This is a genomic window from Variovorax boronicumulans NBRC 103145, assembly GCF_001591345.1.
Taxonomy (GTDB): Bacteria; Pseudomonadota; Gammaproteobacteria; order Burkholderiales; family Burkholderiaceae_C; genus Variovorax; species Variovorax boronicumulans.
The window spans coordinates 13,518-25,777 of sequence record NZ_BCUS01000011.1 but is presented as its reverse complement, the minus strand read 5'-3'; the positions used below and the strand labels follow the sequence as shown (position 1 = coordinate 25,777).

Annotated in this window: 9 protein-coding genes; all 9 read left to right on the top strand. The window is 63.0% G+C overall.

Annotated elements, in window-relative coordinates:
- The first annotated feature begins 25 nt into the window (after positions 1 to 25).
- The 9 genes from tssB (at position 26) to tssM (ending at position 12,251) form a co-directional block, all read left to right on the top strand.
- Entirely contained in the window at positions 26 to 571 is a 546-nt protein-coding gene (gene tssB / locus VBO01S_RS05220) for a type VI secretion system contractile sheath small subunit (RefSeq protein WP_062471486.1), read from the top strand.
- 34 nt (positions 572 to 605) lie between these two features.
- Positions 606 to 2,096 (top strand): type VI secretion system contractile sheath large subunit, encoded by a 1,491-nt coding sequence (tssC, locus tag VBO01S_RS05215; protein WP_139706204.1) that lies wholly within the window; start codon positions 606 to 608, stop codon positions 2,094 to 2,096.
- A gap of 127 nt (positions 2,097 to 2,223) precedes the next feature.
- Positions 2,224 to 2,709, top strand: a complete 486-nt coding sequence (locus VBO01S_RS05210; RefSeq protein ID WP_062471480.1) for an Hcp family type VI secretion system effector — start codon at positions 2,224 to 2,226, stop codon at positions 2,707 to 2,709.
- Positions 2,710 to 2,828: 119 nt separating this feature from the next.
- On the top strand, positions 2,829 to 3,422 hold the full coding sequence (tssJ, locus tag VBO01S_RS05205) for a type VI secretion system lipoprotein TssJ (RefSeq protein WP_062471643.1): 594 nt from the start codon (positions 2,829 to 2,831) through the stop codon (positions 3,420 to 3,422).
- 35 nt (positions 3,423 to 3,457) lie between these two features.
- Positions 3,458 to 4,813, top strand: coding sequence for a type VI secretion system baseplate subunit TssK (gene tssK / locus VBO01S_RS05200; RefSeq protein WP_062471477.1), 1,356 nt, complete (start codon positions 3,458 to 3,460; stop codon positions 4,811 to 4,813).
- The gene (locus tag VBO01S_RS05195; RefSeq protein ID WP_082817995.1) at positions 4,810 to 6,072 is read left to right on the top strand and encodes a sterol desaturase family protein; all 1,263 of its coding nucleotides are present in this window, start codon (positions 4,810 to 4,812) and stop codon (positions 6,070 to 6,072) included. The genes tssK and VBO01S_RS05195 overlap by 4 nt, the downstream gene beginning before the upstream one ends.
- Before the next feature lie 12 nt (positions 6,073 to 6,084).
- Positions 6,085 to 6,741: a hypothetical protein gene (locus tag VBO01S_RS05190; RefSeq protein ID WP_062471474.1), complete on the top strand. Its 657-nt coding sequence runs from the start codon at positions 6,085 to 6,087 to the stop codon at positions 6,739 to 6,741.
- 53 nt (positions 6,742 to 6,794) lie between these two features.
- Complete coding sequence (tssL, locus tag VBO01S_RS05185) at positions 6,795 to 8,159, top strand: type VI secretion system protein TssL, long form (protein WP_082817994.1); 1,365 nt, start codon at positions 6,795 to 6,797, stop codon at positions 8,157 to 8,159.
- A 24-nt stretch (positions 8,160 to 8,183) separates the two neighbouring features.
- A complete protein-coding gene (gene tssM, locus VBO01S_RS05180) occupies positions 8,184 to 12,251 on the top strand; it encodes a type VI secretion system membrane subunit TssM (RefSeq protein WP_062471471.1) in 4,068 nt (1,355 codons plus the stop codon).
- Positions 12,252 to 12,260 lie beyond the last annotated feature (9 nt).

The window sequence follows — 12,260 nt, the reverse complement described above, 5'->3', positions numbered from 1 at the left end:
CTGTCTTTTTCACCAGGGAGTTTTCATGGCCACCAACAACAACAGCAGTCAGAAGTTCATTGCCCGCAACAGGGCACCACGTGTGCAGATCGAGTACGACGTGGAAATCTACGGATCCGAAAAGAAGATCGAATTGCCTTTCGTGATGGGCGTCTTGTCCGATCTGTCCGGCAAGCCGACGCAGGCCTTGCCTCCTGTGCCCGAGAGAAAGTTCCTCGACATCGACATCGACAACTTCGACGAGCGGATGAAGGCCATCCAGCCGCGCGTGGCATTCGCCGTGCCCAACACGCTGACGGGCGAAGGCCAGCTCATGGTCGACATCACCTTCGAGAGCATCGAAGACTTCTCGCCAGCCGCTGTCGCACGAAAGGTAGAGCCACTCAGCAAGCTCCTCGAAGCCCGCACGCAGTTGGCCAACCTGCAGACCTACATGGACGGAAAGGCAGGGGCCGAAAGCCTCGTCAACAAGCTGCTTCAAGACCCTTCGCTGATGAAGTCGCTGGCGAAATCCGCCAAACCCCGCACCGACGACCTGGACGGTGCACCTGCGTCCGATTCCGCCGCGTGACATTCAGACCAAGGAACTTCAGATGACCACCCTCATGGACAACGTGCTCGAGGCGCCCGAGGCGACGCGCTACACCGACCCCACCGACTTCTCGGCCCTGCTCGACAAGGAATTCAAGCCCAAGACCGACGAAGCGCGCGATGCCGTCGAGGCGGCCGTCAGGACGCTGGCAGAGCAGGCGCTCGTCAACGCCGCAACGATGACCGACGACGCCTACAGCAGCATCGAGGCCATCATTGCCGAGATTGACCGCAAGCTGTCGGAGCAGATCAACCTCGTGCTCCACAAGGAAGACTTCCAGAAGATCGAGTCGGCCTGGCGAGGCATGCACCACCTGGTCTACAACACCGAGACGGACGAGAAGCTCAAGATCCGCTTCATGGACGTTTCCAAGGACGAAGTCCGTCGCACGCTGCGTCGCCACAAGGGAATCGCCTGGGACCAGAGCCCGATCTTCAAGCGCATCTATGAAGAGGAGTACGGCCAGCTCGGCGGCGAGCCCTACGGGTGCTTGGTGGCCGACTACTACTTCGATCACACGCCGCCCGATGTCGAGCTGTTGGGTGCAATCGCCAAGGTCTCTGCAGCATCTCACGCGCCATTCATCGCCGGATCGGCGCCCTCGTTGCTCGGCATGGAGTCGTGGCAAGAGCTTGCGAATCCGCGCGACCTCGCAAAGATCACGTCGAACCTCGAGCACGCACCGTGGAATTCGCTGCGAAACACCGAGGACTCCCGCTACGTTGGTCTGGCAATGCCTCGATTCCTGGCCCGGTTGCCTTATGGCGTGAAAACCAATCCTGTCGACGAATTCGACTTCGAAGAGGAAACCGAAGGCGCCGATCACCGCAACTACGTATGGAGCAATGCGGCCTATGCCATGGCCGTCAACATCAACCGCAGCTTCAAGCTCTACGGCTGGTGCACGATGATCCGCGGCGTGGAGTCGGGTGGCACCGTCGAGAACTTGCCGTGCCACACCTTCCCGACCGACGACGGCGGCTTCGACATGAAGTGCCCGACCGAAATCGCGATCTCCGACCGCCGCGAGGCTGAGCTTGCGAAAGCCGGACTGATTCCGCTGGTGCATCGAAAGAACACCGACCATGCCGCGTTCATCGGAGCCCAGTCGCTCCAGAAGCCACAGGAGTACATGGACCCGGACGCGACCGCCAATGCCAATCTGTCCGCACGGCTGCCGTATCTTTTCGCCAGCACGCGGTTCGCGCATTACCTGAAGTGCATCGTGCGCGACAAGATCGGCTCCTTCAAGGAGCGCGACGAAATGCAGCGCTGGTTGAACGAATGGATCATGCATTACGTCGACGCCGATCCTGCGAATTCGTCTCAGGAAACCAAGGCCCGGCGACCCCTCGCGGCTGCCGAAGTCGTGGTGGAGGACGTCGAAGGCAATCCGGGCTACTACAGCGCGAAGTTCTTCCTGCGTCCGCATTTCCAGCTCGAAGGCCTGACTGTCTCTCTGCGTCTGGTTGCAAAGCTGCCGTCGCTCAAGGAAGCGGCCTGACACCCGGCTGCCATCGAATTGTTCGAGGAAGTGGCGCGCAGACGCCACGGCATTTCCAAGGACGCGCCATTAAGAGCGCTCGTGCATTCGTCATTTACCGACAAATTCAAATACAGGGAGTTTTCTCATGTCACAAGACATTTTTCTGAAGATCAACGGCATCGAAGGCGAATCGCAGGATTCGGACCACAAGAACGAGATCGAGGTTCTGGCCTTCAACTGGAAAGCCTTCCAGGAATCCACCATGCACGCCGGCTCGGGCGGCGGCGCAGGCAAGGCGACGGTCGAAGACCTCGAGTTCGACCACTACATCGACCGTTCGAGTCCCAACCTCATGAAGTACTGCCTGACCGGCAAGCACGTGCAGGAGGCCAAGCTCACGGTTCGCAAGGCCGGCGGCAACCCGCTGGAGTACCTGAAGTTCACCTTCTCCGACGTGATCATCACCTCGATCCAGCCCTTCGGCTCGAACTCGGACGAGATGCGTGTCAAGGAGCGCGTGCGCCTTTCCTTCTCCAAGATCAAGCAGGAGTACTCCGTGCAGAACGCACAAGGCGGCAGCGGCGGTGCCGTCACTGCGGGCTACGACATCAAGGGCAACAAGGAGTCCTGAAGCCTTCGCTTCGCCCCGGATCCTTCCGGGGCTTTTCGACTTCGGTTTGCGCAAGGGGGTTGAGGAGGCGCGAATCGAAGTCGGTTCTTTTGCGTTCCCTTTTTCAGTTTGATTCCCAAATGAATCTCGACATGCCAGGGCTGTGCCGGAGTGTTGCGTCCCGACGCGGGTTGTCCAGGTGGATGTCGCGTCCCGGGTTTCCATGCCTGTGGGGATTTGCATTGGCAGTTGCGTTGGCAGGGCCTTCGCTGGCATATGCGCAGTTCTCACACCCAAGAGAGCAAACCAAGCTCGATATCACGGTCACTGCGGAAGCCGGTGTCAACCCGGACGACAAGGGGAGGGCGGCACCCATCATGGTCCGCATCTACGAGCTCAAGTCGGAGGCAACCTTCGAGTCGGCCGATTACTTCTCGCTGCACAACAGCGACAAGACCGTGATGGGGACCGACCTTCTGGTGCGCGATGAGTTCATCCTGCGACCCGGAGAGGTCAAGAAGATCCGGCGCATGTCGCACCCCGAGCTCGCCGCGATCGGCGTGATCGGCGTGATCGCCGGCTATCGAGAGCTTGCACAAAGCGAGTGGCGCCTTGTGCAGAAAGTCGATCCTGCCCCCGAGGCCGCCTGGTATCGCACCGTCATCCCCGCCAACAAGGTCAAGCTGGAGATCGCCCTTCAAGGCAAGGGCATCCAGCTGACACCCATCAAGTAGCACGTCTGCGGCCCGAAAGCACAACGATCGAACCCATGAGCTGGTACAACAAAGTCGCCTGGAGCGAAGGGCTCTTCCTGCGTCCGCAGCTGTTTCAACAGCAGGAGCGCTACCTCGAACATCTGGCGCACAAGCGTGCCGCCTCGCTGACTCCCTTTTACTGGGGGTTCAACCACTACAGCATCGATGCGGAGTCGCTCTCACTGGGCAAGCTGGTGCTGGCCAGCGCGGCGGGGATCTTCTCGGATGGCACGCCCTTCGATGCACCGGGCCAGACGCTGCCGCCAGCGCCGCTCACGATCTTGCCGGAGCATCTGGAGCAGGTCATTCACTTGGCGGTGCCGATCCGGACGCCCAATGGAGAAGAAACGACGTTCGATGACGCCGGCATCTCAGCGTCGTCATTGGCCCGGTTTTCGGTGTTCGATGCGGAGCTGCGCGATGCCAACTCGATCGGACAGGGTGCAAAGACCGTTCAACTGTCCCGTCTGCGCCTGCGTCTCCTGCCGCAACGCGAACTGACCGACGCCTGGATCGGCTTGCCGCTCGCGAAGGTGACGGTGCTGCGCTCGGACGGAAGCATCGCCGTCGACCCGCACCTGATTCCACCGGTGGCAGGCTATGGCGCAAGCCCCTTGCTGGCGGACTGGATCACCAATCTGCACGGTTTGTGCAAGCTGCGCGCGCAATCCTTGGCCGCCCGGCTGAGTGGCAACGACGGCAAGTCCAGCGAAACTGCCGAAGTGTCCGACTTCCTGCTGCTGCAGATCCTCAACCGCTACGAGCCCATGCTCGAGCACTGGCTTCGGGTGCGTGAGACCTCTCCAGAGATGCTCTACACCGCGTTGCGCACGTTGAGCGGAGAGTTGGCCACCTTCGTTCGCGGAACCACCCGTCGCCCGCAACCGCATCCTGCCTATCAACACCTCGACCCGTACCTCTCCTTCAGGGAGTTGATCGGGGATGTGCAGGCCTTGCTGAACGACGTGCTCGTGCGAAGCGCCCAGAGCATCCCCTTGGCGTCAAGACCCAATGGTGTGCGCGTTGCGAGCGTCGAGCCCGCGGAGTTGCAGGGCTTCTCCAGCCTGGTGTTTGCGGTCGCGGCACACACGCCGCCGGAGCAGTTGGCGAGCCAGTTTCCCGCCCGCTGCAAGGTGGGGCCGAGCGACAGGTTGACCGAGCTCATTCGGTCCCATCTGCCGGGGATACCGCTGCAGACCTTGCCCGTTCCGCCGCGTCAGATTCCCTTCAATGCAGGCTTTGTCTACTTCCAGATCGATCCTCGCGGTCCGTTGTGGGAGCACATGGTCAAGCACGGTGGGCTGGCGCTGCATGTCGCGGGCGAGTTTCCGGGGTTGCGCATGGAGCTTTGGGGAGTGAGGGAAAAATGAACCCCCTGAAATTTCCGACCTGTTTGTACGAAGGGGTCGTCTACGAGATCAAGAAGGGCGCCGAGCTCGCGCTGTCGCATGGACCTTTGCGATCGGGCAAAGGGATGGTGAGCGGAATGATCGCACTGGTGCTGGCCAACTTCAGCATGCTGGGCGTGTTGTTGTTCCAGTTTCCGGATTTCCTCAGCACGCCGAAGGTGCGTGAGTACCTGAGCTTCGATGTGATGCGAATCGTGTTGCTGAGCGCGATGGCATTGTGCGGAACCTTGGCGTTGTTCAACGTTGTCTTCGGACGGGTTCGACGCCTGTCTGCATGGGCATTGCTCTGGTTGGCCGTGGCCGTTGTGGGGTCAAAGTTGGGCGTCAGTGCAACGGGCAATGGCTGGCTTCCTGTTGCGGGGCAGCTGGCTGTTGTCCCCTATCTGGGGGTTGACTGGTTGATCTTCGATTTGCTGGCGACAACCTTGCTTTTCACCACGATCGAAAAGCTTCGACCCCTGAAGCCAGAAATGCCGGTTTTCAGGAAAGACTGGCAGACCGACTTCATGTACTTCGTCACAGGCCACTTGCTCATTGGCGTGACGTTGTTTCTCGTCTATGCCGTCTTGTATGGCGTGAGCGGTGCACTTGCAGATATCAATCCCGCCGCACAGGGCACGTTGCGCGGCTGGGTCCGACAGCTCCCGTTCGGCTACGCACTGCTCCTGCTCTTGCTGATCACCGACTTCGGAAGGTACTGGCTGCATCGCTTCTATCACGAGACCGCCATTGGATGGCGACTGCACTCGACCCATCACAGCGCTGAACACATGGACTGGATCTCCGGAAGCCGGACCCATGGCGTGGAAACGGTGATCTCGACGGTGGTGATCCTGGCGCCAGCGTTCTTGCTGGGCTTTTCACAGAGCGTGATCAACGTCTACGTCTTGATCGCGGGCGTGCAGGCCGTGTTCAACCACACCAATGCATCGGTGCGGCTGGGGCCCCTGCGCTATCTCATCGTGGCACCGAACTTTCACCATTGGCATCACAGCCGGGACGCGGAAGGCCTGGACCGATGCTATGCCGCGCATTTTGCGTTCTGGGACTACCTGTTCGGTACGGCGGTCAAAGCCGACAAGAACAAGATCTGGCCGGATGGCTATGGGGTCGTTGGCGACTACGTCCCGCGAGGGTTCTGGGCGCAGCAGCTGCATCCGATCCGATGGTCGGGGCGGTGGGTTGACGCACACGGCGTCGAGCACAGAGAGAACCGTTGATCGGAGGCGCAGATGACCACACCCATCACCAGTCTCCAGAAAGAGTACATCCGCCTGCTCGACGGCAGTTCGGCCGCGATGACCATCGCCGGTGCGCACATGGCCTCGGGCGCCTTCGTCGGCGTGTCCTGGAAGAACCTGACCTTTGTCGGATGCGACTTCGCAGGGGACGGCAACATCAAGCTGGCATCGATGTCGGGCTGCAAATTCATCGACTGCCGGTTTCTGGCACCCCATCACGACTTCGGCGTGATGACCGATGTGAGCTTCACCCAATGCAGTTCGGCTGGGCGTTCGATCGTCTGTGGGGGCGATGGAAGCACCGGCGTCCTGTTCCAGGCGTGCAGCTTTGACGGCGGAAGCTCTGCACCCGCGGCGCACGAAGGCGTGGGGTGCATGGGGGAGGTCACCTTTCGCAATTGCACAGGTCGCGGTGAAGTGCTGGTGGCCGGCACCCGTCTGACCATCGACGACTGCCGGTTCGACCACATGACCTTCGCCATCGGCCGCCAGCGCCGGCGCGGGACACCGCTGGCGGCCACCGTCCTGATCGACAACTCGCAGGGCTCCGGCGTGTGGCGGATGGTCGATTGCCGCATGAAGACCAGCCACATCCAGAACAGCAGCTTCGAGCAGATCGTCAACGACAGCTCAGAGTGCGAGGCCTGAGCAGTCTTCGTTTTTTTCATCGGGCTCGGCCCGTTCATTTTTCCAACGCTCCAATGCTCTACAAAGAAGAATTCAACGAGGCGCCCGCGGGAGGCGGTGAAACCGCCCCAGGCGACGGATCCGACGATGGAGAACTGTTCGGCGAGTCGGCCGACGTCGCACATCTGGTGTCCGAGTCCTCGACGCAGGAGCGCCTGACCGTGGTCGCCGCGGCTCAGAATCCTTTGCTGGAGGCGGCCCAGCCCTTGCTGCGGGCCCTGGCAGACATGCCCGCTGCGCTGGAAAGCGACGGCGTGGCGTTGTTCCATCAGTTGCTCGAGCGCGAGGTGGCCGCTTTCCAATCCATCTGCACCACTGCGCAGGTCCGGCACGAACATGTGGTGGCCGCGAGCTACGCGCTGTGCACTGCGCTCGACGAAGCGGCCAACAGCACGCCGTGGGGCGGCGGGCAGGGCGGAGAGGCCGGTATCTGGGCTGGCCAACAGCTGGCCGCGAAATTTCACGGCGATACCAAAGGCGGTGACAAGTTCTTCCTTCTCGTGGGCCGCCTCGCCGCGAGCCCGCAAGAGCACGTGGATCTGCTCGAAGTGCTGTACCAGATCCTCGGGCTGGGTTTCGAAGGTCGCTTCAGCACCGCGGCGAACGGGCGCCGGCAGCTTGAAACGGTTCGTCATCGGCTGTTCTCTTTGCTGGGCAACGCGCGCGGCGATGTCCCGAGCGACCTGTCGCCGCATTGGAAGGGTGTGGGGGCTGGCAAGTTTCGCTTGCTGCGCAGTGTGCCGGTGTGGGTCACTGGCTCGGTGCTGACGCTGATCCTGTTCGGCCTGTTTGCCTGGTACAAGTACCAGCTGTTGCAGTCAAGCGCCGATCTGCAGCAGCGCATTGCAGCCATCGGCCGGCTGCGTCCCCCGCCGGCGCCTCCCGTCAAGCCGCTGCGCCTGAAGGAATTGCTGGCGAGCGAAATCGAGCGAGAAACGGTGAGCGTGGACGAAGACGAGCGCCGCAGCATCGTCACCTTCAAGGGCGACGAGATGTTCGTCCTCGGTCAGGCGCGCCTCAGTGCACGGATTCTTCCCGTGCTGGCGAAGGTGGCTGACGAGATCAACCAGGTCTCCGGCACGGTCCAGATCACCGGCCATTCGGACAACCAGCCGATTCGCACGCGCGAGTTTCCCGACAACCAGGTCCTGAGCGAGAAGCGGGCACAGGCCGTGGCCGAAGTGCTGACGGGCAAGGGCGTCGTGCCGTCGCGCATCCAGACCGAGGGGCGCGGCGCCACGGTTCCCATCGCAGACAGCGCCACTGCTGCGGGACGTGCCCGCAACCGGCGCGTCGACATCATGGTCACGCAGGGCACTGGCGTCAGCGCCAACGCCAGCGCGGGTCCAGTGAAGCCGCCAGCCGTCGCCCCGCGCTAGACGCAAGGCAGGAATCCATCACTCATGCAATATCTCAAACAGTTCCTGGCCTTCCTGTTTTCCCGACAGATGCTGGCCTTCCTCGCGATGGTGCTGCTGGCCCTCGCGATCTGGTTCATCGGCCCGCTGCTCGCGGTGGATGGGCTTCGCCCCTTCGCCTCGGTCGGGGTGCGCGTGACCTTCATCGTCATGCTGCTCGTGCTCGGCCTTCTCTGGATGGTGTCGGGCCCCTACAGCCTGTTGGGCGTGGCTGCGCTCTGCCTGCTCGTATGGCATGCAGGGCCTCTGCTGGCCATCGGGGCGGCGAAGCCATTGGCGCCGCTCTGGGTGCGCACCATGGTCATCTGCGCCATCCTTGTGATGTACGCGGTGTACTGGCTCTACCGTCTCTGGCAGGCCTTGCGCAACAACGACGATCTGCTCGCGAAGTTCCTGCGCTTTGGCCAGGATGCCGACAAGGACGACAGCGCGAAAGAGGAGCTCAAGACAGTCACCGCCACGGTCACCCGTGCCCTGGCCCAGCTGAAGGGTTTGCGTGGACGCGGCGGGCTTCGCAGGATCCTGGAGGGCAAGCGCTACCTCTACGAACTGCCGTGGTACATGATCGTCGGCAGTCCGGGCGCGGGCAAGACGACGGCGCTCCTGAACGCCGGACTGCAGTTTCCTTTGGCGCGCCAGATGGGGCACGCGTCCAGAAGCATGGTGCTCAGGTCGGAAGGCGGCACGCTGAACAGCGACTGGTGGTTCTCGAACGAGGCCGTGTTGATCGACACGGCCGGCCGCTACACCACGCAGGAAAGCAACCCGGTCTCGGACCCCATTGAGTGGCGGGGATTTCTGGGGCTGCTGCGCAAGCACCGCACGCGCGCGCCGCTCAACGGCGTCATCGTCGCGCTCAATGCGGCCGAGCTGCTCACGATGTCCGAGATGGAACGCGCAGAGCATGCAAGCATGGTGCGAGACCGGTTGGCTGATCTGCGCCAGGAGCTCGGCATCCGCTTCCCGGTCTATGTGATCGTGACGAAGATCGATCTGCTGCGGGGCTTCAGCGAGTACTTCCAATCCCTCACCAGTGAAGGCCGCACCCAGACCTGGGGCTTCACGCTGCCGTTCCACGGCATCCAGAGCTCGCGCGCGGCGGTGCGCGACCGCGAGCCGCTGCGCGCCCAGATCGAGGCGGAGCTGGCGTTGCTCAAGGACCGCCTGGCGGCGGGTTTGCGCGCCCGGTTGAACGAGGAATTCGACGTCGACCGCAGGAAGCGCCTGTTCGCGTTGCCCCAGGAACTGGCCGGCATGTCGGCGCTCCTGGTGCCAATGCTCGACGAGATGTTCCTGGCGTCGCGTTTCGACGGAACCCAGCTGCACGACACGCTGCGTGGTGTCTATTTCACGAGTGGCGCCCAGGCCGACCTGGAAATGCCTGCCGATGCCGGCACGCTGTTTCAGCGTCTGCAGCGCAGTCTGGGCCTGGGGGCGGGCGGCGCATCTGCGGCCGGCAACGAAGAGGGGGTCAAGCCACCGGGAAGAATGGCCTCGCCCATGCGGGGACAGCAAGGGTTCTTTCTGCAGGACCTGCTGACCAAGGTGATCATTCCCGAGGCGCATCTGGTGCGCCCCAATCTGCGCTGGGAGTTCCGCTTCCGGTTGTTGCGTCTCACGGGGCATGCGCTGGCCGTGGTGATCTTCCTGTGGCTTGCCGGCGCGCTGGCCCTGAGCTTCGGCAACAACCGCCAGTACCTGAGCGCCGTGGGCCAGCGCGCCGAAGCGCTCACCGTGCAGGTGCGCCAGTTGTTCGCCGATTTCAAGCCCGCAGGGGTTCCGGACGTGCTCAGCGGGGCGCGCGAGTTGCCGGGCTATTCGGGCCTCGACATCGACAACCCGCCCGGCAGCTTTCTCTACGGCCTCTACACGGTGCCTCCGGTGCTGGATGCGGCCAGCGATACCTACGCCCAACTGCAGGATCACACCCTGCTTCCCTCCGTCCTGCAGCGGATGGAGAGCGTGCTGAAGCAGAGCATGAATGACGGCGATGCCAAGACCGCGTACGAGGTCTTGCGCGTCTACAAGCTGCTGCACGACAAGGAGCGCTACATGCAGGGCGGGGCGCAGGATGTACGCAACTGGGTGTTGAAAGACTGGGAGAGGGCTGACAGCGCTGCCGCCTTTGGCGGCCGGGCATCGATGGTGGGGCATGTCACGGCTCTGTTCTCCGGTGCTCGACCAGTGCAGTCCGCATCGCTGCCCAACGAGGCGCTGGTGCGCGCAGTGCAAAACTTCCTGGACAGCAATACCTCGAGTCAGCGCGTCTATGAACGCGCCAAGGCCGCCATGCTGTCCGAGGCGCCCCAGGAGTTCACGCTGGTGCGCGCGGTCGGACCCCAAGCCGGGACCGTGTTTTCCCGCGCAGGCGGGTTGCCCCTGGAAAAAGGGGTGGCAGGCTTGTTCACCTATGACGGCTACCACGAGGTCTTCAACAAGCGCTTGCCGGAATTCGTGGTGCGGGCCCTCGACGACGATGCATGGGTCATGGGGCGCGGCGCGCAGGGCGGCGCGACCTTGGCCACGCAAATGAAAACACCAGCGCTGCTCGATGAAGCGGCCCGCAAGCTGCGCAACGATCCGCTGCTCGATGACATCCGGCGCCAGTATTTGGCGGAGTACGCCCAGCATTGGGAGTCCTTTCTCGAGTCGATCCGCACCGTGAGCGGCAGCGACACCACGGGAACGAGCCTTGGCTTCGATCTGAGCGTGCTGCGGCAGCTTGCCGCGCCGGACTCTCCGCTGGCACGGTTGGCGAGAGCGGCAGCCCGCGAGACCACCTTGTCGCGCCCGCTGGTGGTTCGCACGCAGGAGGAAAAAGGCTTCCTCGACAAGGCCACCGACGAACTGAACAAGCAGACCAACGCCATCGGCCGGAACCTCGGCATCCGGGCCGAGGAGCGGCTTGAAAAGCAGATCGTCGACAACCGCTTCGCCGCGCTGCGCGAGGTCGTCACGGGGCAGGCCGACATTGGCGTGACCAGCGCCGGTGCCGCTGCGGGCAAGCCGGGGCTCGAAAACATCTCTGGCCTGCTGAACGAGTTCTACACCTTGCTGGTCGTGGCAGACACGGCGCTCACAGCCGGAAGCCTGCCTCCCGGAGGTGCCGAGGTCGGCGCCCGTTTGAAGCTGGAGGCCGGCAAATTGCCGGCGCCCTTTCGTGAGGTCCTGACGGCGCTGGCCGCCAGCGGTGGCGACAAGGTGATGCTCGGCTCCACCGGCATCCTGCGCAGCCAGGCTCAACTGCAGCTCGACCGCATCATGGGGTTGATGGCGATGCAGGTCAGCGAGCCCTGCAAGCGCGGCGTGGAAGGGCGATACCCGCTGGCCGCCGTGACGCAGGACGCGTCCATCGAAGACTTTTCGCTGGTGTTCGCTGCAGGCGGGGCTGCGGACGAGTTCTTCAACAAGCACCTCGCCCCCTATGTCGACATGAGCGTGCGGCCGTGGCGCTACAAGGATCCGAATGTGGCCAATGCCATGGTCGGCATCGACGCGGCGGCAGGCAATGGCGCCGGGCTGAAGCCGGCCACTTCCGGCCCGACCTTGCTCGGTGAATTGCTCAAGCTTCTGGCCCAGAGTGGTCCGAGTCTCGATGCCTTCTACCGCGCACAGCAGATTCGCGACCTGTTCTTCCGCGACGCAGGCGGCAAGAAGCTGGCCTGGAAAATCGACCTGCGTGTGCTCGAGCTCGAGCCCAGCATCACCGAACTGGTCATCGACATCGACGGGCAAGGGCAGCGCTACGTTCATGGCCCGGTGCAGGCCTTTGCCGTGAACTGGCCGGGGCCCCGCGGCGGGGCGATGGCGGAGATCACGGCCAATCCCCGCATTTCGAACCCGACCTCGACCTTCCTGGCCCATGGACCGTGGGCCTTGTTTCGGCTCTTGGAGAAAGGGCGCATCGTGAGCACGGCCACGCCGGGGCGATTGAGCGTGGAATATGCGTTCGACGGCCGCAGGGCGTTGATCGATGTCAGTTCGGGCAGTCAGCCGAATCCCCTCGGTAGCGATGTGCTCAAGGGCTTTCGTTGCCCTGGACGCGCAGCCTGACCCATGCGG